The sequence below is a fragment of the Cytobacillus praedii genome (genome assembly GCF_001439605.1).
Lineage (GTDB): Bacteria > Bacillota > Bacilli > Bacillales > Cytobacillaceae > Cytobacillus > Cytobacillus praedii.
Genome location: NZ_LMBX01000013.1, coordinates 1 through 25423, shown reverse-complemented (window position 1 = coordinate 25423; position 25423 = coordinate 1). Strand labels below are relative to the sequence as shown.

Sequence of the window (25423 nt, the reverse complement as noted above, 5' to 3'; positions counted from 1 at the left end):
GCGGGAACGTTTTGCCTTTTTTCGTTACCGTCTTGTAGCTTTTTAACTTCTGGCGGGAACGTTTTGCCCTTTTTCGTTACCGTCTTGTAGCTTTTTAACTTTTGGTGGGAACGTTTTGCCCTTTTTCGTTACCATGTTTAGCTTTTAGTGGGTACGCTTCGCCTTTAGTTGTTACAAATGGGATAGTTTTTCACTATTTATTGGAACATTTCGACTAGTATCTTCTTCCAAACTAAGTTTTTTCAACAAAAAAATAAATCCATGTCTCAATTGACATGGATTTTACTATTTAATATGTAGGTAAAGAGTCCCAATCGTGCCGTCGCCTCGATGCCTTCGTTTTGAACCCGCACTCAGCAGGTGGGTGACCTGTTTCCGCTTTAGTAAGTCCTCATCCATGAGGCATTTACGCGGCTGGAAAACCCGATCTCCCGAAGAAATAATGTTGGTCAAAATTTTAGGTTACACAACGAACACATCAGGACTCTTTATTTGATTACCTATATTTTATCATATCAAATTTGCTCTTTCAAGCACTCACAAATAGGTCAATTCTCATTTTTTCAAATTAAGCTTTAAGTGTAAATCATCTAATTGTGATTCACTTACTTCACCAGGTGCTTCTGTTAAGACACAGCTTGCACTAGCGGTTTTCGGGAATGCAATAGTGTCACGCAGATTCGTTCTGCCTGCCAAAATCATCACAAGTCTGTCTAGGCCTAAAGCAATCCCGCCATGTGGAGGTGTCCCATAATCAAATGCATCTAGCAAGAAGCCAAACTGCTCATTTGCTTCCTCTTTTGAAAAGCCAAGGACATTAAACATTTTTTCCTGCACATCTCTTTCAAAAATTCGAAGAGATCCTCCCCCAAGCTCATAGCCATTTAATACTAGGTCATAGGCTTGCGCTCTTACTTTTGATGGGTCCGAATCAAGAAGAGGCAGGTCTTCCCTCGCAGGCATAGTAAATGGATGATGGGCAGCATAGTAGCGGCCTTCCTCTTCAGCATACTCAAGCAATGGCCAATCTGTTACCCAAAGGAAGTTAAACTTGGATTGATCAATTAGTTCAAGTTCTTTTCCTAGCTTGATACGCAGTGCACCTAGAGCATCGGCAACAACACTTGTCTTATCTGCCACGAATAAAAGAAGGTCTCCTGCTTCAACAGAAAGCGCAGTCTGAATAGCGTTTTGCTCTTCTTCTGTTACAAATTTAGAAATCGGTCCTTTTAATCCATCTTCCTCTGCTTTTAACCACGCAAGCCCCTTCGCCCCATAGACAGAGACAAACTCTGTTAACGCATCAATATCTTTTCTGGAGTATTTGCCTGCACCATTTTTCACATTAATTGCCTTTACTTGGCCACCTGCAGATACAGCACCCGCAAATACCTTAAAGCTTGAGTCCTTCACAATTTCAGATAGATCTGTTAACTCCATTTCAAAACGTGTATCAGGCTTATCCGAACCATAGCGGTCCATTGCTTCCTGATAAGTCATTTGCGGAAATGGCGTTTGAACGTCTAGCCCTTTTACTTCTTTCATGATTTTGCTCATCATATTTTCCATTAAGCTGATAATATCGGCTTGACTCATGAAGCTCATTTCCATATCGACTTGTGTGAATTCCGGCTGACGGTCCGCACGTAAATCCTCATCGCGGAAACAGCGGGCAATTTGGTAATAGCGCTCAAAGCCGCCAACCATTAACAGCTGTTTAAAAATTTGCGGGGATTGCGGAAGTGCGTAGAACTCCCCTGGATGAACGCGGCTCGGAACTAAGTAGTCACGCGCACCTTCTGGTGTACTCTTTGTAAGAATAGGTGTTTCAATATCAAGGAAGCCTTCCCCATCAAGAAACTCTCTCATTGCTTTTGTTACTTGATGACGCATTTTTAACGTTTCAAACATAACCGGTCTTCTTAAGTCAAGATAGCGATATTTAAGACGGACATCCTCTGACACACCCGTTTTGTCATCAAGCATAAATGGCGGTGTTTTCGCTTCATTTAAAATCGTAATTTTTTCCGCTTTAATTTCAATATGACCTGTTTTTAAGTTTGGGTTCACAGTTCCTTCTTCCCTGGCAACTACGACTCCTTCGATATCAAGCACAAACTCATTTCTCACTCGCTCAGCTGATACTAAAGCTTCAGGAGATGTTTCCGGATTAAATACAACCTGCACGATTCCCGTTCGATCACGCAGATCAATGAAAATCAATCCGCCAAGATCACGTCTTTTTTGCACCCATCCTTTTAAAATTACTTTTTCTCCAATTGCCGCCTCTGTTATTTCTCCGCAGTAATACGATCTCCCAAACATGATGTTTCCTCCTATTATTTAGACAGTAATTTTTACGAGTACTAATAGATTTGTAAATGTTCTTTTTTGCACATAAATCTTTGATTTTGCATATAAATTAGATTTTGCAATGTGCATTATTTTTGCAGTAATTCAGCAAACTTTTCTACAAAGGTTTCAAGGTCAAGCTCTATTTGTTCACCTGTATCCATTGACTTCAGGTTGATTTTATTAGCTTTCAGCTCGTCTTCACCAAGAACAGCTACATACTTTGCCTTTGCACGGTCTGCTGCTTTAAATTGAGCTTTTATTTTTCGATCGAGATAGTCTCTCTCAGCAGAGAAGCCTGCTAGACGGAGCTTATGAAGCAGCCCGACAGTATAATCCTTCGCTTCCTCACCTAGTGAAACAAGGTAGCAATCAATTCCTTTATCAATGGGCAGCTCTACTTTTTCAGCTTCTAGTGCGGCAATAAAGCGTTCAATACTCATCGCAAAGCCAATTCCTGGTGCCTCAGGTCCGCCAATTTCCTCTGTAAGCCCGTTGTAGCGGCCGCCCCCACAAAGAGTGGTAATTGCGCCGAAGCCTTCCGCATCACTCATAATTTCAAATGCGGTGTGATTGTAATAATCAAGTCCGCGAACAAGATTCGAGTCAACCTCGAAAGGAATATCAAGATCTTTTAGATATTGTTGAACTTTTTCAAAATAGTGTTTAGAATCCTCATTTAAATAATCGATGATAGAGGGAGCAGTTCCCATTAGCTCATGATCTCTATCCTGCTTGCAATCAAGAATGCGCATCGGATTTTTTTCAAGCCGGTTTTGACAATCATTACAAAACTCACCGATTCTTGGTTTGAAGTGATTGATTAACGCATCCCGATGTGCCGCTCTGCTTTCTTTATCTCCAAGACTATTAATGACTAGCTTCAGCTTTTTTAAGCCTAATGATTGATAAAGTGACATAGCTACAGCAATCACTTCCGCATCAATTGCTGGATCAGCACTGCCAATCGCCTCGACACCAAATTGAACGAATTGGCGGTAACGGCCAGCCTGCGGACGTTCATACCGGAACATTGGTCCCATATAATAAAGCTTAACTGGCTGGTTCGCGTCTCCGAACATTTTATGCTCAACGAATGACCGAACAACAGCTGCCGTGCCTTCTGGCCGCAATGTTAAACTGCGTTCACCGCGATCCTCAAATGTATACATTTCTTTTTGAACAATATCGGTTGTATCTCCTACACTCCGTAAAAACAGCTCTGTGTGTTCAAAAATTGGTGTCCTAATTTCACGATACTGGAATTTTGCACAAAGCTCTCTTGCCTTTTCTTCGATCAGGTGCCATTTTTCAATCTCACCTGGGAGAATATCCTGGGTTCCTCTTGGTAAACGAATCGACATGTCATGTCTCCTCCTGCTTATTAATTGTTGTGTGTAAGTTTATTAAATATAAAAAAAGCCCCCGCCTCCTTGTATATAAATACAAGGGACGAGAGCTTTCGAGATTCCCGTGGTACCACCCTAGTTGAAGCCGCCATGTTTCGCGATCTTCCTCTTTTACAGTTAACGCCTGTTAACGTTCAACTCCTACTAAAAGCAGCTGCTTCTTTCAGAGAGAAACCTACGAAGTGTTCATTCATTAAATCATCATGCAGAAATGCTTTCAGCCCATGACATTTCTTCTCTTTTCATGTGGGGTTTAATTACTTTTCTTCATCAATCGGTATTATTATGCGCCAAGTGCGCTTTGTCAGCGAGAAACTTCTCTTAATATTTATATAATAATACGTATCATCAAGAGCATTGTCAATAGTGATTTGTTAAGATCGTTCCAAATGTTTTTTCAATTTCCTGACATCCTTAACGGATAATCCAAATTCTGAAGCTAATTCAACCATATTTGAACTTTGTTCCTTCTGAATAAAATCATGAAAATCCACGCCAAAAAGCTGATTTTCCCCTAATTGAACAGACATTCCCTTATCACCAAATCTCATTTCTATCACCCTCGTTCACTTATTCTTATCTAGTATTCCCATGAATGTGAATAAACTATTCTTTAATCTAATTGCTTGTCGAATGAATCTTTTAGAAGGAAATCGTAATCAAAAGGAGAAATTATAGTAGGGCAATTCTCGTGAAAGACTTGACTGACTGAAGCAATTTTGTTTTTCTAATAAGATGAGGAACGGTTAATCTGCAAGGAGAGGAGAGTGCACATGCATAAAAAGAAAAAAGTCATCCTATTTTTTTGTCTAATACTTTTAATCGGAATGTTACCAGTCCACTTGTTACCTACTAGTGCAGCAGGACAATATGTCAAGATTGGAATCGATCGCTTAAATATTCGGGAGGGTCCAGGATTAAGCTATCCTGTTGTTGAACAAGTGAATAAGGGGGAAAGCTACCCATATCTTTCCGAGAAAAAAGACTGGATAGAAATTCAACTAAAAGATGGAAAAAGAGGCTGGGCAGCCGACTGGCTTGTATCACTGGAAAGCAGCAAAACCAGCAGCACCTCTGTTTCACAGTCTAAGAATAATCATGCGACAATTACGGCTGATGGACTTAGAGTTAGAAAAGGTCCAGGCACAAAGTATCAAGTAATCGGCACGATTAGCAAAGGGGAAAATTATAAGGTTCTTGCAGCTGATGGAGATTGGATACAGCTTGAAACATCAAATGGAGCCGGTTGGGTTTCAAGTGAATTTGTCCAATTCAAAAGTAATCCTGTTAATAATACGAACTCAAAAACGATGAATGGGAAAATCACTTCAAATTCACTTAATATTCGTAGTGAACCATCACGGAACGGTTCAATTATTGGTAAGTTAAATGCAGGGGATCGAGTAAAAATTTTATCTCAAAAAAATGGATGGACAGAAATCTCCCATTCAGGTAAACGAGTCTGGATCAGCAGTCAGTATGTTGAAGTGGACGAAGGAAATACAGAAGTAAAAGAGCATACACCAGTACCATCCTCAAAAGCAAATAAATCAGGGACAGGCACTGTTACTGCAACCACCTTAACTGTAAGAAACACTGGTTCACTTAACGGTAAAGCTATTGGTTCTGTTTCAATGGGACAAACCTTTACGATCCTAGAGGAAGCAAATAATTGGGTGAAAATTGAATTTAAAAAAGGTTCCTATGGGTGGGTTGCAAACTGGTACTTGGAAAAGCCTAATCATAAAGGAACTGAATCTAGCAAACAGGCTGTTCAGGAAAGCACGATTACGATCCTTCATAATGGTTCAAATATTAGAAAAAGCGCTGATCCTTCATCTGCTATCGTTGAAAGAGCAGATCAAGGGGCGACATATGATGTCATAAGTATACAAAATGATTGGTATGAAGTACGTCTTGGCAATGGAAAAAGCGGGTTTATTGCCGGATGGATTGTATCTGTAAACGGTTCTGCACCTGTTGTTGAAAAACCAGGACCTAAAACAAGTTTAAAAAACAAGAAAATTGTCATTGATCCAGGCCACGGCGGCAGAGATAACGGAACAACAGGAGCTAGTGGGACAATAGAGAAGACAGTGACATTAAAAACAGCAAAGCTATTATATGATAAATTAAAAGCTGCTGGCGCAAATGTGATTCTAACGAGAAATACCGATACATATATTCCTTTGTCATCAAGGGTATACACAGCGCAATATCATAATGCAGACGCCTTTATTAGCATCCACTATGATAGTATTGCAGATCGCAGTGTAAGAGGAATGACTACATACTACTACCACAGCTATCAAAAAGATCTAGCGGCTGATGTTCATTCTTCAGTTGCCTCAAATTCTAGTCTAAAAAATCGCGACTATCGATTTGGCGACTATTATGTTTTAAGGGAAAATAATAAAAATGCAATTTTATTGGAGCTTGGTTATTTAAGTAATCCAGCAGAAGAGATGATTGTCACTTCAGGTCAATACCAAGAGATGGTGACTACTGGGATATACCAAGGGCTGGCAAAACATTTTAATTAGAAAATAGAATACAAAATAAAAAACTGTGTGGTACACGTACAGAAAGTGATCCAATGGACGGATCAACCTTCTGCCCTTATACTACACAGGCGATTTTAAAGGGTGAGTATCCTCTCGCCCTTTTTCTATTTACTTTCAACTATTAATGTAACCGGTCCGTCGTTGATTAATTGAACGTCCATCATTGCGCCGAATTTACCGGTCGCTACCTTAATCCCTTTATCCCCAAGGCAAGCATTTAAAGCATCGTATATTTTCACCGCATGCTCGGGCCTTGCAGCGTCCATAAAGTTGGGCCTGCGTCCTTTACGGCAATCTCCGTAGAGAGTAAATTGCGAGACAGATAAAATCTCTCCGCCTTTGTCTAGAATGGAAAGGTTCATTTTTCCAGCATCATCTTCGAAGACACGCAGATTGGCTATTTTCTCAGCTAAAAACTGCGCATCTTCGATTGTGTCTTCATGTGTGACACCAACAAGCAATACAAACCCATTTGCAATGCTACCGACTGTTTCCCCATCAACGGTTACACTTGCTTCCTTGCTTCGCTGTACAACAACACGCATAACAAATACTCCTTAATTCATAATCCTGCGAACAGCATATACATCCGGAATTTGTTTAATCCGATCGACAACTTTTTGTAAATGACTGACATTATGGATAGCTATTGTCATATTAATCGTTGCTGATTTATTTCGATCCGATCGGCCTGTTACTGCAGAAATATTCGTTTTTGTCTCATTTACCGCTTGAAGTACTTCATTTAATAATCCACGTCTATCATATCCAGTGATCTCAATCTCAACACTATATTCTTTCCGATCATTTAAGGCTGTTTCCCATTCTACAGGAATCAATCTAGCTTTCGCATCCTCAGTGACAATATTCGTGCAATCAGCCCGATGGACAGAGACCCCTCGCCCCTTCGTAATGAAGCCAACAATTTCATCTCCTGGAACTGGATTACAGCAGCGAGACAGCCGAATAAGTAAATTATCGATTCCTGCAACCCGGACACCAGATTCACGTTTTTTCGTGGAAGGAAAAGCTTTAAGCTCTGAAACGGCATTCGCAATTATATCTGCTTGCTCCATATCTCGCTTTTTGCGCCACTTTTCTGTCAGCCTGTTAGCAACCTGTAAAGCTGTAACACCATTATAGCCAACAGCTGCATACATATCATCTTCATTTGTAAAATTAAACTTTTCTATGACTCTTTTAACATTTTCATTCGTTAAGATTTCTTTTAAATCAAAATCCATATTACGGATTTCTTTTTCAACTAATTCTTTGCCCTTTTCTACATTCTCATCACGTCTTTGCTTCTTAAAGAACTGACGGATTTTATTTTTTGCCTGCGAGGTTTGGGCAAGCTTTAGCCAGTCCTTACTTGGTCCGTACGAATGCTTGGATGTTAATATTTCAATGATATCGCCAGTTTTCAATTTATAATCCAACGTCACCATTTTTCCATTTACTTTTGAGCCAATTGTTTTATTGCCAATCTCCGAGTGAATGCGATAGGCGAAATCAATTGGAACTGAACCTGAAGGAAGCTCAATTACATCTCCTTTAGGCGTAAATACAAAAACCATATCAGAGAACAGGTCAATTTTCAGAGATTCCATGAATTCCTCTGCATTCACCGTATCATCCTGAAACTCCAATATTTCACGGAACCATGTTAGCTTGTCTTCAATGGAGGGAGAACCTTCATTGACCTTTTTTCCTTCTTTATATGCCCAGTGAGCGGCAATCCCGAACTCTGCGATTCGGTGCATATCAAATGTACGAATCTGTACTTCAAGCGGATCCCCTTTTGGACCTATGACTGTCGTATGAAGAGATTGATACATGTTTTGCTTCGGCATGGCAATATAATCCTTAAATCGTCCTGGCATTGGCTTCCAGCACGTATGGATGATTCCCAGCACTGCGTAGCAATCTTTAATACTATTAACAACAATTCTTACAGCAAGCAAATCATATATTTCACTAAATTGCTTATTTTGCAGTGCCATTTTCCGATAAATGCTGTAAATATGCTTTGGGCGGCCAGATATCTCCGATTTAATCGATACATCCTCCATCCTTGCCCGCATCACATCGATGACATCTTCAAGATATTGCTCCCGTTCAGCCCTTTTCTTTTTCATGAGGTTGACAATCCGATAGTATTGCTGCGGATTTAAATATCTTAAAGCAGTATCTTCAAGCTCCCATTTAATTTTTGATATTCCTAGTCGATGGGCAAGCGGAGCAAAAATTTCAAGTGTTTCATTCGAAATTCTGCGCTGTTTTTCAGCTGGAAGATGCTTTAATGTGCGCATATTGTGAAGTCTGTCAGCAAGTTTAATCAGTATGACCCGTATATCCTGCGCCATCGCTACAAACATTTTCCGATGGTTTTCAGCCTGCTGTTCTTCTTTTGATTTATATTTAATTTTACCAAGCTTTGTAACGCCATCTACAAGCATAGCCACTTCCTCATTGAAGGCTTCTTCAATATCAGCAAGTGTGACATCAGTATCTTCAACAACATCATGAAGAAAACCGGCTGCAACCGTGGAAGGATCCATCTCCAAATCAGCTAAAATTCCCGCAACTTGGATGGGGTGGATAATATAAGGTTCACCCGATTTTCGATATTGTTCACGATGTGCATGCCTCGCAAATTCATATGCCTTCTTCACCAATGCCGCATGCTCATCATTTAAATATACTTTTGTCCTGTCGATGACTTGTTCAGCGGTCAGAACATGATCGTTCGCCATGGGATCACCTTTATCTAATAGTAGTTTTATCTAAATTTCCGTTTACATATATACAAAAAAAATTATGATTGTTACTATTATCGAAAAAAAAAACGAAGATGTAAAGGGTTAGGAGGTTATTTTTAAAGGAAAAGCAAAAACTCTGTCGAATTTTGTATGTTTACTATACTATTTCTCGTTATCGGTTTAAATCAAAATATAAAAAGAGCGCTCTTTTTAGCGCTCTCATGAAAATTAGAAATCCATTAAAGTAAGTATATCATATTTTTCTAGCTTATCGCGACCTTTTAAGTACGATAATTCGATTAGGAAGGCAATTCCAGCTACGACTCCGCCAAGTTCTTCAACTAACTTAATCGTTGCTTCAATTGTTCCGCCTGTTGCAAGCAAATCATCGGTAATTAAGACACGCTGCCCAGGTTTGATTGCATCTTTATGGATCGTAAGAACATCTTTCCCATATTCAAGACCGTAATCAACTTTAATTGTTTCACGGGGAAGCTTGCCTTCCTTTCTTACAGGGGCAAAACCTACTCCAAGTGAATAAGCAACCGGACAGCCGATAATAAAGCCACGCGCTTCAGGACCAACTACAAGGTCAATATGCTTTTCTCGTGCATATTCCACGATTTTGTCTGTTGCATAGCGATATGCATCGCCATTATCCATTAATGTTGTTATATCCTTGAATTGAATACCTGGTTTTGGCCAGTCTTGGACGATTGTAATATATTGTTTTAAGTCCATTCTTTCATTTCCTCCTCAATTTCACGTGAACCTCGGATCACTTCGTCAAACCATCCTTTTAATTGCTGATAGGAAGAATACACCATATCCCTCTCAAGTGTATACTGTGCCAGCACCTTCTGGTATGTTAATGAATCAGTTAAATCACGTTTTTGTGTTGCTTTATTAACTGAAATGAATCCATTTTCTATTTTAACAAAATCAAGTTCAAAAAACACCTTTGACATGAAGTCAATTGTTTGTCTGCTCCAGCCTTTAAATTTAGCAATGTCATCTCCATATTTTTTTAGATCAAAAGGTCCCTTCTTTACTAATAAAGCATAGAACCATTTAAAATGATCTCTTGTTGGAATCGTACTAAAATATGCGTCATTTTCATTATAAAAATGTGCGTACACTCTTGCTGGATTTTTCCCAGCAAATACTGCAGCTAATAATTCCTTAGAGTCTGGAAGATCGATCAAAACCACATTTTCTTTCTCAATGTTTAGTGCAGAGGCTTCCTCTACAGAACTAACCGTTATTAACTTATCGTTTGTATACTTTTGAAATTTACTCATATTCTCTTGATTAAAAACAATCCATTTTGAACGATCCTTTGGGATGAGCTCGACTAAACTTTCAATCCGCTTTACTCCCCTAATATCAAATAGCTGCCATGCGTCAATAGCTATATCTTGGAGAAACATTTGCGGCTTGCGAATATTATTCCATTCATTAATCGATAGCTCCCCGATAACCGAAATTTGCGAACTTGGAGAAATGTGGTCAAATAATGAACCAAGACCAAAACCGACTCCATCTAATGTATGTCCATCATTTTCAATCGTCATCTTCAAATGATTCTGGTCCGAACCAATCTTTCTTATTGCAGATATATTGGCATTTTTAATCATTATTTTTGGTTTTGGGTTATCCATTCCATATGGAGAAAGCATTTGCAGTTCTTCTAAAGATGACAAATGAATATCATGTAAGACGATTTCTCCATCCAGTTGGGTTACAGGAATAAAATCCTCCTCTGATAACTGATCTTTTGCGGCAGCATTGAGTCTGCTTCGAAGATCATTCACATCATCAAGCTTCAATGTCATCCCAGCTGCCATCGGATGTCCGCCAAAATGAGGCAAAATCTCTCTGCATTCTGAAAGATTTTTAAAGAGGTCAAAGCCTGCTATACTTCTAGCAGATCCTTTTGCTAAACCCTTTTCTACATCATAGCTTAGTACAATCGCAGGCCGGTAGAAAGTTTCTACGAGCTTTGATGCGACAATGCCAATTACTCCAGCATTCCAGCCTTCTCTTCCTATAACAAGAACAGCATTTTCATTCACTGGATAATTTTCCTCAACTTCACGAATGGCCTGCTCGGTAATCTCATTGACTATTGTCTTTCGATCCTTATTTAATTGCTCAATTTCCTCTGCAATTGCCTCTGCTTCAAGACTATCTTCCGTTAACAGCAAATCCACTGCTGGATCAGCACTTTCCAATCTTCCTGCCGCATTCAAGCGAGGTGCGATGAGAAAACCAATTGTTTCTTCATTTATTGAGTTAGGCTCTACTTTATTTAGTTTTAATAATGCTTTTAAACCAACATTTGATGTCGATTGAAATTTTTTAATCCCCTTTTTAGCAATTAAGCGGTTTTCTCCTTTTAGAGAAACAAGATCAGCAATTGTACCAATTGCAGCAATTTCAAGCAAATGTTCTGGAACCCTGCCTAATAAAGCATGAGCTAATTTAAATGCTACCCCCACACCGGCTAAATCACGGAATGGATATTCACTATTTTCAAGCTTCGGGTGAATAATTGCCAATGCATCAGGCAGCTCAGGTCCTGGTTCATGATGGTCAGTAATTATAAGATCAAGCCCTAGCTCTTTTGCGGCCATTGCCTCATTTACAGCTGCTATACCTGTATCAACTGTAATGATAAGTTTAATACCTGTTTCTGCCGCATGCTGAAATGCTGGTATATTGGGTCCATACCCTTCTGTAAAGCGGTTTGGTATATAAAATTCTACATTTGCACCAAGCTCTTGAAGAGTCTTCATCATCACTGTCGTACTCGTTACACCATCTGCGTCATAGTCTCCAAAAATTAAAATTGCTTCCTGATTCTCGATTGCCTCTTTTATTCTTGATACCGCAGCATCCATATCTGATAATAAAAAAGGATCGTGAAATTCCTGCTTTTGATCAAATAAAAAAGGCCGTGCTAAATCCGGCGTTTCTAATCCACGATTAACAAGGAGCGAAGCCACGAGAGGCGTAATATTTAATTCTTGTACAAGTAGATTTTCCTTTTCTTCATCTGAATTCTGAACAATCCATCGTGTTTTTGAATGTAACATTTGTTCACCCCTCAACTGTTTAATTATACAGGAGGCATCCTATTGATTCAATGAAAGAAACAGGTAGACTTTCATTTATTTATAGGCAATGTTTAACATTGCTGCTGATTTTTGCTGCAGGCACTCACTTTCCGCAGGGGGCAATTATCCTCCTCGGAGCACAAGCTCCTGTGGGGTCTCACCATTCCCGCTTCTCCCGCAGGAATCTCGTTCCCTCCGCTAGAATCAATGAAGACGAAAATCACTTTCAGCTAAAAAAAGTCATAAAAAATAGCAAATAAAAACAGCGTGAAACACGCCGTTTCAAAGTTAATATGATAAAAAGATCTTTACTCTATCTCTTGCTCTCCATCATTATACGGATTAATATGGACAAAGACATTCTGAACATTTTCCATTTCTAATAACCTTTGCTTGACCTTTTTTCCAACTCGATGTCCTTCTTCAACTGTTATATATGGATCTACTGAAATTTTTAAATCAATGATCACATAATGACCATGCTCCCTTGCATGTAATTCATCAATTTGTTTCACTTCTTCAAATTCTTCAACTGCATGGCGCAGCTCAATTGTGTCCTCTTCATGTAGAACATGATCAAGTGTATTATGTATTGATTCTTTCCCAAGAGACCAGGCCATTTTAAGAACCATCAATGAAACAATTATTCCTGCGACCGGATCAGCATATTCAAGCCAATCAATTCCCAGTTTTCCTCCTATAATGGCGCTGCCAATCCCTGCTAAAGCAGCAATGGATGAATAGACATCTGAACGGTGCTCATAGGCATTCACAATTAAAGCATCACTATTTAATTCATGGCCTAATTTATATTTATAGCGAAATAAGATTTCTTTTACGATAATGGATAGGATTACTGCAGCAATCGCTATTGTTTTAGGCGGCTCAATCGGCTGAAAAAATGCCTCAAAGGAAGATTTGCCAATTTCAATCCCTACTAATAGTAAAAGAACAGCTACAATAATAGCAGCAATCGACTCCGCCTTTCCGTGGCCGTAAGGGTGATCTTCATCAGGCGGCTGCTTCGCAGCCTTCAAACCTAAATAAACAGCAAATGATCCAGCTACGTCTGAAGCAGAGTGAACCGCATCTGCTACTAATGCACGGCTTCCAGCATAAACCCCAATTCCCCATTTAACGATAGCAAGAACGATATTTACAATGATCCCAAGCATAGCAGCAAATTCTGCTTTTTTAAAACGATCCTGATTACTCACTAAAAACTTCCTTCCTCCCATAATCTTACTTTTAGTTTAACCCATTTGCCGTAATAATACCTTCAGAGAAAGTAAAAAGCCTCAGGGGGTTCCTGAGGTTTTTACTATTGTACAAAGATTATTTATACTTGAGGTTCATCGCTTGTTTTCCGTTTTTCTTTAACGGTTTTTATTACACCTTTTTGATTTAGTTCCTTCACTTTCCAGTCATACCACCATTGAGCAGCTAGGAATATGGAAGAATACACTCCTACTATCGTACCGACAAGTAAGGCAATAGAGAAGTTTCGAATGGATTCACTACCAAAGATGAGCAATCCCAGAATTGCGATAATAACCGTTAAAACTGTGTTGATTGACCTCGTCATCACTTGGCGTAAGGCCCTATTTACAACATCCGCAATATCTTCCTTTGTTTTTAAACGCTTTTTCTTTTGCATATTTTCACGCATTCTATCGAATGTAACAATTGTATCATTAATGGAATATCCAATAACCGTCAAGATCGCAGCGATAAAAGTTACATCAACTTCTAATCTTGTGATACTAAAGAAAACAACAATTAGGAATGCATCATGTAACAATGCTACTACAGCTGGTACTGCCATTTTCATTTCAAAACGGATCGATACATAAATAATGATCCCAATTGCGGCAATGATTAATGACTTTATCCCATTTTTCGCTAACTCTTTTCCGACAGTCGATGAAACCGTACTAACTGTTGGGTCCGAACCGTATATTTTATGGAATTCCGTCTTTAAGGTTGCGATCTCTTCCTTCGCTAAAACACCTTTTAACCTTGCAACCCCAATATTTTTTTCATCTCCAGAAATAACGATATTGTCAGTATCGATATCAAGCTTCAATAACTCTGATTTCACTTCTTCCTTCGTCAAGGCATGCGATGCTTGAATATCAATTCGCGTCCCGCTCGAGAAGTCAATTCCTAAATTTAAACCGAAGACGGACACTAAAACAATTCCTAAAGCCATTAAAGCTCCAGAAATAAAATAATATATTTTTCGGGTTTTCACAAAATCTATTTTATCATATATGGTTGGCAAATCATGTGTATCTACATTCTCAGAAATATTTCTAATCTCGCTCTTTTTCACACCAAACCAGCCAGGTTTCTTATTAAACAGATTACTGTTTACCCATAGACCGAGCAGCAGCCTTGAACCGTAAACAGCTGTTAAAAAGCTGACAAGAATACTAATGATTAGCATTGTTCCAAAGCCCTTTATCGAGCTTGTACCATATACAAATAAGACACCTGCTGCAAGAAGAGTTGTAATATTAGCATCAAAAATAGAAGCAAACGAGTTTTGATTTCCGGCATTAAAGGCCGACTTAACTGTTCTTCCAACCTTTATTTCTTCTTTAATTCTTTCATAGGTGATAATATTCGCATCAACAGCCATACCTACCCCAAGGACAAGGGCCGCAATAGCAGGCAGAGTTAGTACGGCATTCATCCAATCAAATATGAGAAGAATGAGGAAAATATAAATAGATAATGTAATCGTTGCAATTAAACCAGGGAATCGGTAGAAAATAAGCATAAATAGGTAAATGATTGCAATTCCAACAATTCCTCCAAGAACTGTTTTTTGCAATGCTTGCTCACCAAACTGAGCGCCTACTGAAGTTGAATAGACTTCATCTAATTTTACAGGCAGTGAACCTGCATTTAAGAGGTCAGCTAAAGTAGTAGCTTCTTCCATCGTAAAACTGCCGGTAATCGAAACAGTATCCTGGTTAAACACCTGACTCACCTGTGGAGCAGATAAATAAGCCGGATTTTCCTTTGCTGCTTCCGCTTTAAAGGAGTTCCCTTCTTCAAAATCAAGCCAAATAACTAGTAAATTATTTGGTGCACCCATATTAACAATCTTTTGTGTGACATCTTTAAATTTACTTGCACTAGTCAGCTTAAGTGAAACACTCGGATTTCCATTTTCATCAAAGGTTTGTTTCGCACCGCCTTCTGCAAGATCCGAACCATCCATGAGTTTCACATCGTTAACATCTCTGAAGGATAGATTCGCTTGTGTTGATAACATTTCACGGGCCTTATTTTGATCCGTGACGCCAGCTAGCTGTACGCGAATTCTATCCTGCCCCTCAATTTGAATACTAGGCTCACTTACGCCCAATACATTGATCCGTTTTTCTAGTGCTTTTGCCGTACTAGCTAGGGTAGCTTTATCAACCTTTTTACCGTCTAAAGTTGATACTTTATAAAGAACCTCAAAGCCCCCTTGTAGATCCAGCCCAAGTTTAATGTTTTTTGTAATGCCATTAGTTGTTGTTCCTATCAAGCTTCCTATTAATAAAACAATCAGGAAGAAGGCAACAATGCGACCGCGCTTTACCATTATGTAATTGTCCTCCTTAAATACAAGCCTGTAAAGACTTCTTAACGTAAACCGGTAGTGACATCCTATTTAAACGCTATAACAGCATCCAACATAAATATGGATAAGTCGACCGGGAATTTCAATATTTTCATTATGAAACAGTTTATAAAAGCTGTCAATTATTGTAGAGGTCAGATGTTAGAAGTGTTGACCGAATGATGAAGGAAGCCAATTTTCTATTTCAAAAGTTCCCGACGCTCATCTTCATCATCAAATGCAAACTGCGCTTCTTTAAAAGCCTCAATTGTTGCAAAACTAAAGTAGTCCCCCACCTTTACTGAGAGGATATCGTCAACAATCTCAGCAATTCGTTTGTCCTGGGCAGTCTTGCGCCATTTCTTCGTCGTTAAAAAATCCCAAAGCTCCTGTTCCTTCACATGACCGTACCCCAATAAAAAAAATTCCTCCAATTTGCTTGCGATTGCTGGCTGAACTTGATAACGAAAAGAATCATATTTATGGCTCGTCTTCACTCTAGAACCCCCTTTAATTAACTGCTTAGGAAAATATTTCATTATCCACTCCACTCAAAATTAACGATTACTCTTAAAAATTAATGATTGCTTGTCATGCTTTGTCCACATCATTGCATATAGTTAATTGTATATGATAACACCTATTTTGAGAAGGCAGGGAAACCAATGTCTAAGTTTTTAAGAGGTACGATCATCCTATTGGCAGCCGGACTTGTCACAAGGGTGCTCGGATTTATAAACAGAATAGTTATCGCTCGATTCATAGGGGAAGAGGGAGTTGGGCTTTATATGATGGCCTTCCCTACTTTAATTCTTGTCGTTACAATTACACAGCTTGGACTGCCTGTTGCCATTTCTAAAAATGTAGCAGAAGCAGAAGCACAAGGGGATTCAGCAAAGGTTAAGAAAATTTTAGTCGTTTCACTCGCTGTAACCATTTCACTTTCGGCTATTTTTACACCTGCCTTAATTTTACTCGCTCCGATTCTATCGGAAACATTTTTCACAGATCCGCGTACAAAACTTCCGCTGCTGGTTATTGCACCCATTGTACCTATAATTGCAATTTCATCTGTTATCCGCGGCTATTTCCAGGGCAGACAAAACATGAAGCCAGCTGCTATATCTCAAATGATTGAACAGATAGTAAGAATCACTCTAATTGCAGCCTTAACGAAAGCTTTTCTTCCATATGGGATTGAATATGCTGCTGCAGGGGCTATGGTCGCTTCTGTCATTGGTGAATTAGCATCATTAGTCTATCTATTAACAACCTTCAAGCTCAAAAAGAAATTCAGAGTAAGAAAACAATTTTTCAAGTCTGTTAAATCAGGAAAAAAGACATTTAATGAGTTAATGAGTATTGCCTTACCAACAACAGGCAGCAGAATGATTGGTTCCTTGGCATGGTTCTTTGAACCTATCGTTGTTTCCCATAGTCTTGCGATTGCTGGAGTTGCTGCCATTGCTGCGACAAAGCAATATGGAGCCCTTACTGGTTTTGCCATGCCTTTATTAATGCTGCCATCCTTTGTTACTCTTTCTCTGTCAACTGCCCTTGTTCCTGCAATTAGTGAGGCAAACTCGCAGAATAATAACCGATTAATCGAATATCGTTTACAGCAAGCGCTTCGCTTCTGTCTTTTAAGCGGTGGTTTAGCAGTTGTTGTTATTTACGTTTTGTCTGACGAATTAATGAAAGTCATGTATAACTCCTCTAGCGGAACACAATTTATTAAATTAATGGCACCCTTCTTCTTATTCCATTATTTCCAAGGTCCGCTTCAGGCAGCACTTCAAGCTTTAAATTTAGCAAGAGCAGCGATGATCAATAGCTTAATTGGAGCCGTTGTAAAAACAGCGGTGATTTATTTATTAGCTCGTCAGGCTGAGTTTGGAATTACTGGTGTAGCCATGGGGATTCTCGTGGGCTTTGTCCTTGTCACACTGCTGCACTTCGCAACTATATTAAAAAAGATTTCTTTCACTTTTTATGTTCGTGATTATATAAAAACTTTCCTTGTTATGGGGGTATCTGGGTATTTGGGCTATTGGGTTCTCCAAAGTATAAATGAAGATACACATCTGATTATTCAGGTTTTGCTGATTGCCATTCTCATTACAGTTAGTTATTCCATTCTTTCTTTACTATTTGGGTTAGTAAAACAGGATGAATTGAAACGGATACCTTGGATTGGAGAGCACCTATCAAAGTTTGCTTTTAAATAGTTCGGCAGTTGAGACACCAAATATTTAGATGGGTGTCTCTTATTTTTTTTCATTTTTCAAATCAATATAGAACTGGCCATTTTCATAGCTGCAAAAAGAAATTTTATTCAAATCGTTAAACCCTCTTTTCTTCAGCTGCTGCCGGAGCCAAAAGTTCGTTTCATTGATAACTTCTAGATTTTCTTCTTGAACGATTCCATCCAAGATAAGCGGAATCGTCATATTTCCCTTTTTCTTTTTTTCCTTTTTCAATACTGATAATTCCCCTGTAGTTTCAAGGATGGCAAACTCTACATCTGTAATATTGCGAACATCTTTTCCTCTTAGCTGCAACAAGAGATCATCAAAGTTATAACGATGCTTTTTCATTGCTTCTTCATCAATTTTCCCTTTATTAATAATTATTGTTGGCTTCCCATCCACAAGGTCTCGGATTCGCTTACTTTTTAGTGTAGCAAATGAGAAACTGATTTGGATGAGCATCAATATCAGCATAGGCAATATATTTGTAAACAATGGGCTATCTGGCTTTTCTATTGCCAGTACAGCTATCTCAGCAATCATAATCGATACAACAAGATCTACTGTGCTCAACTGGCCAAGCTCCTTTTTTCCCATCGCTCGAAATATAACCATGATAATGATGTACAAAAAAATGGTCCGTAAAATAATTATGGAATATTCCTCCATACACCATTCCTCCTTTAATTACATTCCTCTTTATTCTGAACTATGTTAGAGAAATTATGTTAATAACATTTCATTTCCCAATGTTGTTTTAAGTTTTATATTCTATTTTTCCTTTATGTGAATATGCTTGTACTAAGGAATCAGACAGTCTGCATGGCTGTACTGATTGAACTTTCAAGTTAGAAGGGAGAGGAGCAAAATAGAAGATTCAAAACATGTAGGCAGCGGAATACTTTTCGGCTTAATCGCAGTTTTTGTTCTTGCCATAATTAGCAGTTTAATTATTTCTCTATTATTAAGATTTACATCTCTTCAAGAATCTTCCGTACAATTTGTTATTACAGCCATTTCTTTCGTTTCACTTTTTATCGGGGGATTCATTTCAGGTGGAAAGGGCAAACAAAAAGGATGGATGATCGGGGGTTTAACCGGGTTAATTTATTCCCTCATAATTTTTCTTTTTCAATATTTAGGCCAGGATAGTTTATTTAATCTGCAGCAGACGATCTACCATGTCTGTTATATCCTTACAGCTATGATGGGCGGAATCTTAGGTGTGAATATGTCTAATAATAAATCAAGAGCAGCATAAGAAAAGCGCAACCATCCTGATCATCGCCTGACACACTTCGACGAGACCCGAAGTTTGATAGACGATAGGCTCTTTGCGACAAACAATCCTTTAACAAAAAGCTTTAATAGCTGCCTTATAAAAAAAGAGGCGGAATCATACAGATTCCGCCTCTTTCATTCTTAAGATTTTGCAAGCATATCTCCGCCTGCAGCTACTTCTGTTACTTCGCGAATAGCTGAGCGATCGTATGTAAGACGGCTTCCATCTCCACACTTTATAACAACTTTTCCTTCATCGATGGCATCGACAAAGCCGTGAAGTCCTCCAATTGTTACGATTTTATCTCCTTTTTTCAAATCGCTCTGCATTTGCTGAACTGCCTTTTGGCGCTTCTGCTGCGGACGAATAAGCAAAAAGTAAAATAAAACAAACATTAACAATAGTGGTCCTATTGTACTAATCATTTCCATATATTTTTCACCCCTTTCACCACGTAAAGAATATTCAAAGATTGTGGGATTGTCCCATTCTTGAACATTCCTCTGTTTTAGAAGTTTTTCGCATTTGGCTTATTAAACCCATATCTTTCGAAAAATTCTTCTCTAAAGTCCCCCAGACGATCCTCTCTGATCGCTTGTCTGACCTGTTCCATTAATTTTAACAGAAAATAGAGATTATGGTAAGTTGTAAGTCTTATTCCGAATGTCTCATCACAGCGAATGAGATGACGGATATATGCACGGCTGTAATTACGGCAAGTGTAGCAGTCACAGTGCTCATCAATCGGTCCAAAATCCTTTGCAAATTTCGCATTCTTAACGACTAAGCGGCCTTCACTCGTCATCAATGTTCCATTACGGGCAATTCTCGTCGGCAGTACACAATCAAACATATCAATTCCACGAATCGCTCCGTCAATTAAGGAATCCGGAGAACCTACTCCCATTAAATATCTAGGTTTATTCGAAGGCAGCAACGGCGTCGTAAATTCAAGCACCCTATTCATAACATCCTTTGGCTCACCTACTGATAACCCTCCTACAGCATACCCTGGAAAATCAAGTGAAACCAAATCCTTCGCACTTTGCTTGCGCAGCTCTTCATACTCTCCGCCTTGGACTATGCCGAATAGACCTTGATCATTTGGGCGTTTGTGTGCATTTAAGCAGCGCTCCGCCCAGCGTGAAGTTCGTTCAACTGATTTCTGCATATATTCATAGGTTGCCGGAAATGGCGGACATTCGTCAAATGCCATCATAATATCCGAGCCAAGTGAGTTTTGAATTTCCATTGCTTTCTCAGGTGATAAAAACAGCTTGTCCCCATTTAAATGATTGCGAAAATGGACGCCCTCTTCCTCAATTTTGCGGAATTCACTTAAGCTAAACACTTGGAATCCGCCGGAATCTGTTAAAATTGCACGATCCCAATTCATGAATTTATGCAAGCCGCCTGCTTCCTCAACGATTTCCTGACCAGGACGAAGCCAGAGATGATATGTATTGCTTAAAATAATGCCTGCCCCCATCTGCACAAGTTCTTCAGGGGACATTGTTTTTACAGTTGCAAGCGTTCCAACAGGCATAAATACCGGGGTTTCAAAAGAACCATGTGGTGTATGAACACGACCAAGCCGTGCACCTGTTTGTTTACATGTTTTAATTAATTCATAACGAATGGCTGTCAATTGATTGTTCTCCTTCCAATATGTCAGTTTACCTTAAATAATTAGCATCGCATCTCCAAAGCTAAAGAATCTATATTTTTCTTCAACTGCTTCACGATAGGCATTCAAGACATTTTCTCTGCCTGCTAATGCACTGACAAGCATTATCAGCGTTGATTTTGGCAGATGGAAATTTGTGATCATTCCATCAATAGCCTTGAATTCATAGCCTGGATAAATAAAAATATCTGTCCAGCCACTTGCCTCTTCAAAACGGCCATTATTAGCAGAGGCAATCGTTTCCAGTGTCCTTGTTGACGTCGTTCCAACAGAGATAATTCTTCCGCCTTCCTCACGCACTTCATTTAAAAGCCTCGCCGTGCCCTCTGTCATTTGATAAAATTCAGAATGCATTTCATGCTCATTTAAATCCTCAACATTCACAGGACGAAATGTTCCAAGGCCAACATGAAGCGTAATAAAGGCAATATGGACACCTAATTCTTTAATTTCTTCAAGCAATTGTTCTGTAAAATGAAGACCTGCTGTCGGAGCAGCGGCCGAGCCGCGTTCACGAGCAAAAACGGTTTGATAACGCTCTTGATCATCCAGTTGTTCTTTAATGTATGGCGGGAGCGGCATTTCACCTAATTGCTCAAGAACCTCATAAAAAATCCCGTCATATTGAAATTCAAGAACTCTTCCGCCATGCTCAGAGGTCTGTGTACAGACAGCACTTAATTTCCCATTGCCAAACACAATTCGGGTGCCTTCTTTTACACGTTTTGCTGGTTTAATAAGAGTTTCCCACGAATCACCTTCCAGCTGTTTTAATAGAAGAACTTCTATTTTAGCACCTGTCCCTTCTTTTTCCCCAAAAAGACGGGCGGGAAGGACTCTTGTATCATTTAAAACAAGACAGTCTCCTGCTTTCAAATGTTCTTTAATATGTTTAAAAACTGTATGCTGGGTCGCCCCTTTTTCCTTATCCAAAACCATTAATCTGCTGCTGGTTCTCTCAATGAGAGGAGTCTGAGCAATTAATTCTTCTGGTAAATGGAAATCAAATAAATCTACTTTCATGATGCACCAACTTTATTATTATTCTGTTTTCGGTACCTCCATCTGAAAATGACGGTACACTAAATCTGTTACGATCCTGCCCCTTGGCGTACGCTGAAGAAAACCAATCTGCAATAAATATGGTTCGTAAACATCTTCGATTGTATGTGACTCTTCACCAATTGTGGCTGCAATGGTTTCTAGGCCTACTGGTCCTCCGCGGAATTTTTCAATTATCCCTCTTAATAATTTATGGTCAATATGATCCAGCCCTAAACGGTCTACTTGCAAAAGCTCTAACGCTTCTTTGGCAAGCTGTTCGTCAACAACACCGTTCCCTCTTACTTGTGCAAAGTCTCTTACTCTTCTTAAAAGCCGATTCGCTATCCTCGGGGTTCCTCTAGACCTTCGCGCTATTTCCACAGCTGCTAGTTCATCTATCTCCGTAGCTAGTACCTCTGCCGTTCTAATCACAATATCCGTTAATTGTGTTTCATTATAGTATTCCAGCCTGCTAAGTACACCAAACCGATCTCTAAGCGGAGCAGACAATGAACCTGCCCTTGTCGTTGCTCCTACTAATGTAAACGGAGGGAGGTCAAGCCGTACGGATCTGGCACTTGGACCCTTTCCAATAACAATATCAAGACAAAAGTCTTCCATTGCAGGATATAGTACTTCTTCAATTGTTCGTGGAAGCCGGTGAATTTCATCAATAAATAGGACATCACCTGGCTCCAATGCAGTAAGAATAGCCGCTAAATCACCCGGTCTTTCAATCGCAGGTCCAGCAGTAGTCCGTATATTAACGCCCATTTCATTTGCAATTATTGCAGCAAGTGTCGTCTTTCCGAGACCTGGCGGACCGTAAAGAAGTACGTGGTCAAGTGTTTCCTGCCGAAGCTTAGCAGCTTGAATGAAAATTTCCAGGTTTTCCTTCACTTTATCCTGACCAATATACTGTTTTAAGTTCTGCGGGCGCAGACTTTGCTCAAAGGATAGCTCCTGAATATCCGCTTCGCCAGAAATAATCCGCTCTTCCATTTGTTTATCACGCCTTTTATTCAAACGATTTATATTATTTTAATAGTCGCTGCAGCGCCTTTTTTATGTATTGATCTGTAGTAAGCTGTTCCTTTTGCAGCTCAGGTGAAATTTTCTTAATTTCTTTTTCGGAATAGCCCAGAGCCTGCAATGCAAGCATCGCTTCTTCAAACTCCGAAGAATAGCTATTATGCATAGGCTGTATTTTATCAACTGAAAACAAGTCCGGAAAGAAATCAGGGACAATGTTTTGCAGCTTTCCTTTCAAATCTAAGATAATTTGTCTTGCTGTTTTCTTCCCTACTCCTGGGAATTTGACAAGGAATCCTTCATCTTCATTTTCAATCGCCTGGACGACCTGCTCTGGTTCTCCAGAAGCAAGAATGGCTAATGCTCCCTTCGGTCCGATTCCTGTTACATCTAAAAGCTTAATAAACAATGTTTTTTCCTCGCGGGAATGAAAGCCATATAGAGCCATGAAATCTTGTCTAACATGATGGTATGTATATACCTTTACTTCCTGACCATATTCTTGCTTAAAGCTAAATGGATTCGGTGTAGAAATTTGAAAACCTACCCCATTATTTTCAATCACGACAAATTCTGGTCCGATATATTCAACCCGGCCTTTAATGAATTCAAACAACATACTCGCTCCTTGAGATTTTCTGTACCTCATTGTACCATACTTTAATTTAGGTTCGTAGAAAAAAAGGTTGCAATAAGAGAATAAGAATTATTATAATTGAAAATGTTTTCAAAACATCTTCGGAGGTCATATAAATGAAGAAACTATTAGCTATATTCGCAATTTTCTCGCTCATCTTTACAGCTGCAGGCTGCTCCTCTGCAACTGAAGAGCCAGCAGAAAAAACAACAGAGAAAAAGACTGCTGAACTCACTGAATCTGCTAAATCAAAAATATATAATTCTGTAAGAGTCGCAGAGCTGAAAGTAAATGAAGTGTTCCATAAAGAGGTTGCTGCTGACGAAACGACACCTGTCATTAATGCTAATTTTGCAGATGAAGAAAAGTCAGTTGAATTTCTATCCAAATACTATAGCAAGGAATTAGCAAAGGATATTTATACCCATTATGCAACTGAGGAAAAAACAGCTGAAGGACAAATGATTATAAATGCTGAACCATACTTCACACCTTCCTTCCTTGAAACGAATCTAGAAGCTGTAACGATTGAAGGTAACGAAAATAAGGCAACCCTCAAAACCAATAAAAATGTTACTTACCAAGTGGAATTAAAGGATGGCCAATACGTTATTACTTCTATTGAAAAATAAGAGTAGCGTATGCGCCTTGGTCATCGCCGTACAAACTCAGAAGTACCGGCTCTTTTGATAAAGGAAACACGGTGAGTGCGAGCGAACCGATGTTGACACAATCATTGCGGAGGGGGCCTGAAGTTTGATAGGCGATAGGACGCTTGCGCTAGAAATTCTCTAACTCCAATCTATTTTTAATTTTAAAAAAGCAAAAGCACCGCAGCCTTTTTTTCTAGTTGCTGGAGCTTTTGCTTTTATTTTTTGCTTGTTTTTTAAAGAGCTGTAATACCCCCAGCTGATTGAAGTTCCACTTGATCCCCTTTTGAATAAGTTTTAAACGTTTCTAGCACTTCAACAAAGTTTTCTTTTGTCTTTATTGGAATCCCCTTTTTTAATTCCTCACATGTCTTACTCTCAAGCCGTCCTATATCAATTTGAAAAAAAGATTGAATAATATTTGTTTTCTGAGGTCTGCCATTAAAGATGGTCAGCACACCTTCCTCTGTGATGCCAAAATATCCATTTGCTTTCAACAGAGGTGAAATGTCATCCATCTTCATTCGAAACACAATTTTTTTATCATCCATATGAATAAGCTGCCACTCGCTATATTTTGCCCTTAAAGCTTCCATACTCGCTATTGTTTCTTTTACTGTTTCTTGACTGACCTCTCCATCTACATACATTCTTTCCAGTATGACGTTCCTTTGGATCTGATTCATTAACTCATAATTTGCGCTGACAATACTATATCCGCTATTTTTATTGAAAGGACTATCCTGAAAAAAAATAAATATAAAGGCAGTTAAACAAAGAAGGCCAGGAGCCCACCAATTGGTTCTCATGTTCGGTCACCTCTTAAATAAATGTGACATCTAAGATCAATATCAGTATCTAGTGTGACCATTTTTTTCAAGCTTATCCAAATTAATTTTTAAAATTTTAATTTAACAAAAAAGACAGGGCATTGCCCTGCCTCAGACTGTAGACAAACTTGATGAAAATCGAGTTTGCCTACAGTCTTTTTTGTTTTAAAATAGAAATAGAACAATA

21 protein-coding genes, 1 other RNA gene and 1 other annotated feature are annotated in these 25423 nt (G+C 39.0%); of the genes, 4 read left to right on the top strand and 18 right to left on the bottom strand.

Annotated elements, in window-relative coordinates; all coding sequences use genetic code 11:
• Positions 1-303: 303 nt before the first annotated feature.
• From ssrS to ASU02_RS26690, 4 genes are all read right to left on the bottom strand, one after another.
• Positions 304-488: non-coding RNA, 6S RNA (gene ssrS / locus ASU02_RS25910), on the bottom strand.
• 67 nt (positions 489-555) lie between these two features.
• Positions 556-2325 carry an aspartate--tRNA ligase gene (gene aspS / locus ASU02_RS14470; protein ID WP_057764804.1) on the bottom strand — a complete coding sequence of 590 codons (1770 nt, stop codon included), beginning with the start codon at positions 2323-2325 and terminating at the stop codon, positions 556-558.
• A gap of 116 nt (positions 2326-2441) precedes the next feature.
• On the bottom strand, positions 2442-3716 hold the full coding sequence (hisS, locus tag ASU02_RS14465; RefSeq protein WP_057764802.1) for a histidine--tRNA ligase: 1275 nt from the start codon (positions 3714-3716) through the stop codon (positions 2442-2444).
• 81 nt (positions 3717-3797) lie between these two features.
• Positions 3798-4045: a binding site (T-box leader), on the bottom strand.
• 90 nt (positions 4046-4135) lie between these two features.
• Positions 4136-4312: a hypothetical protein gene (locus tag ASU02_RS26690; RefSeq protein ID WP_057764799.1), complete on the bottom strand. Its 177-nt coding sequence runs from the start codon at positions 4310-4312 to the stop codon at positions 4136-4138.
• Positions 4313-4534: 222 nt separating this feature from the next.
• Here ASU02_RS26690 and ASU02_RS14455 point away from each other — a divergent pair, with 222 nt between their 5' ends.
• Positions 4535-6304, top strand: a complete 1770-nt coding sequence (locus tag ASU02_RS14455) for an SH3 domain-containing protein (RefSeq protein WP_057764792.1) — start codon at positions 4535-4537, stop codon at positions 6302-6304.
• 125 nt (positions 6305-6429) lie between these two features.
• On the opposite strand, the gene dtd is transcribed toward ASU02_RS14455, so the two are convergent.
• From dtd to ASU02_RS14415, 7 genes are all read right to left on the bottom strand, one after another.
• Positions 6430-6870, bottom strand: a complete 441-nt coding sequence (gene dtd / locus ASU02_RS14450; RefSeq protein WP_057764790.1) for a D-aminoacyl-tRNA deacylase — start codon at positions 6868-6870, stop codon at positions 6430-6432.
• A gap of 12 nt (positions 6871-6882) precedes the next feature.
• Entirely contained in the window at positions 6883-9081 is a 2199-nt protein-coding gene (locus tag ASU02_RS14445; protein ID WP_057764788.1) for a RelA/SpoT family protein, read from the bottom strand.
• A gap of 234 nt (positions 9082-9315) precedes the next feature.
• Positions 9316-9828: an adenine phosphoribosyltransferase gene (locus tag ASU02_RS14440; RefSeq protein ID WP_057764787.1), complete on the bottom strand. Its 513-nt coding sequence runs from the start codon at positions 9826-9828 to the stop codon at positions 9316-9318.
• Complete coding sequence (gene recJ, locus ASU02_RS14435) at positions 9819-12185, bottom strand: single-stranded-DNA-specific exonuclease RecJ (protein WP_057764786.1); 2367 nt, start codon at positions 12183-12185, stop codon at positions 9819-9821. Before recJ ends, ASU02_RS14440 begins: the two co-directional genes overlap by 10 nt.
• Before the next feature lie 329 nt (positions 12186-12514).
• Complete coding sequence (locus ASU02_RS14425) at positions 12515-13444, bottom strand: cation diffusion facilitator family transporter (RefSeq protein ID WP_408607275.1); 930 nt, start codon at positions 13442-13444, stop codon at positions 12515-12517.
• Positions 13445-13545: 101 nt separating this feature from the next.
• Positions 13546-15807 (bottom strand): protein translocase subunit SecDF, encoded by a 2262-nt coding sequence (secDF, locus tag ASU02_RS14420; RefSeq protein ID WP_057764783.1) that lies wholly within the window; start codon positions 15805-15807, stop codon positions 13546-13548.
• Positions 15808-16025: 218 nt separating this feature from the next.
• Positions 16026-16322, bottom strand: coding sequence for a post-transcriptional regulator (locus tag ASU02_RS14415; protein ID WP_057764782.1), 297 nt, complete (start codon positions 16320-16322; stop codon positions 16026-16028).
• Positions 16323-16490: 168 nt separating this feature from the next.
• On the opposite strand from ASU02_RS14415, the gene spoVB reads away from it, so the two are divergent.
• Entirely contained in the window at positions 16491-18053 is a 1563-nt protein-coding gene (gene spoVB / locus ASU02_RS14410) for a stage V sporulation protein B (protein ID WP_057764781.1), read from the top strand.
• A gap of 39 nt (positions 18054-18092) precedes the next feature.
• On the opposite strand, the gene ASU02_RS14405 is transcribed toward spoVB, so the two are convergent.
• The gene (locus tag ASU02_RS14405) at positions 18093-18743 is read right to left on the bottom strand and encodes a DUF421 domain-containing protein (protein WP_057764780.1); all 651 of its coding nucleotides are present in this window, start codon (positions 18741-18743) and stop codon (positions 18093-18095) included.
• Between the two features lie 199 nt (positions 18744-18942).
• Here ASU02_RS14405 and ASU02_RS14400 point away from each other — a divergent pair, with 199 nt between their 5' ends.
• Complete coding sequence (locus ASU02_RS14400) at positions 18943-19335, top strand: TIGR04086 family membrane protein (protein ID WP_082631813.1); 393 nt, start codon at positions 18943-18945, stop codon at positions 19333-19335.
• Between the two features lie 161 nt (positions 19336-19496).
• On the opposite strand, the gene yajC is transcribed toward ASU02_RS14400, so the two are convergent.
• From yajC to ruvA, 5 genes are all read right to left on the bottom strand, one after another.
• A complete protein-coding gene (gene yajC, locus ASU02_RS14395) occupies positions 19497-19787 on the bottom strand; it encodes a preprotein translocase subunit YajC (protein ID WP_057764777.1) in 291 nt (96 codons plus the stop codon).
• 77 nt (positions 19788-19864) lie between these two features.
• Entirely contained in the window at positions 19865-21004 is a 1140-nt protein-coding gene (gene tgt / locus ASU02_RS14390; RefSeq protein ID WP_057764775.1) for a tRNA guanosine(34) transglycosylase Tgt, read from the bottom strand.
• A gap of 33 nt (positions 21005-21037) precedes the next feature.
• Complete coding sequence (gene queA / locus ASU02_RS14385; RefSeq protein ID WP_057764773.1) at positions 21038-22066, bottom strand: tRNA preQ1(34) S-adenosylmethionine ribosyltransferase-isomerase QueA; 1029 nt, start codon at positions 22064-22066, stop codon at positions 21038-21040.
• Between the two features lie 18 nt (positions 22067-22084).
• Entirely contained in the window at positions 22085-23089 is a 1005-nt protein-coding gene (ruvB, locus tag ASU02_RS14380) for a Holliday junction branch migration DNA helicase RuvB (protein WP_057764771.1), read from the bottom strand.
• Positions 23090-23123: 34 nt separating this feature from the next.
• Positions 23124-23735 (bottom strand): Holliday junction branch migration protein RuvA, encoded by a 612-nt coding sequence (ruvA, locus tag ASU02_RS14375; RefSeq protein ID WP_057764769.1) that lies wholly within the window; start codon positions 23733-23735, stop codon positions 23124-23126.
• 137 nt (positions 23736-23872) lie between these two features.
• Between ruvA and ASU02_RS14370 the strand changes: the two genes are divergently transcribed.
• Positions 23873-24388 (top strand): hypothetical protein, encoded by a 516-nt coding sequence (locus tag ASU02_RS14370; protein WP_057764767.1) that lies wholly within the window; start codon positions 23873-23875, stop codon positions 24386-24388.
• Between the two features lie 254 nt (positions 24389-24642).
• Here the strand turns inward: ASU02_RS14370 and ASU02_RS14365 are convergent, their stop codons facing one another.
• Positions 24643-25215 carry a BofC C-terminal domain-containing protein gene (locus ASU02_RS14365; RefSeq protein ID WP_057764765.1) on the bottom strand — a complete coding sequence of 191 codons (573 nt, stop codon included), beginning with the start codon at positions 25213-25215 and terminating at the stop codon, positions 24643-24645.
• Between the last annotated feature and the right edge of the window lie 208 nt (positions 25216-25423).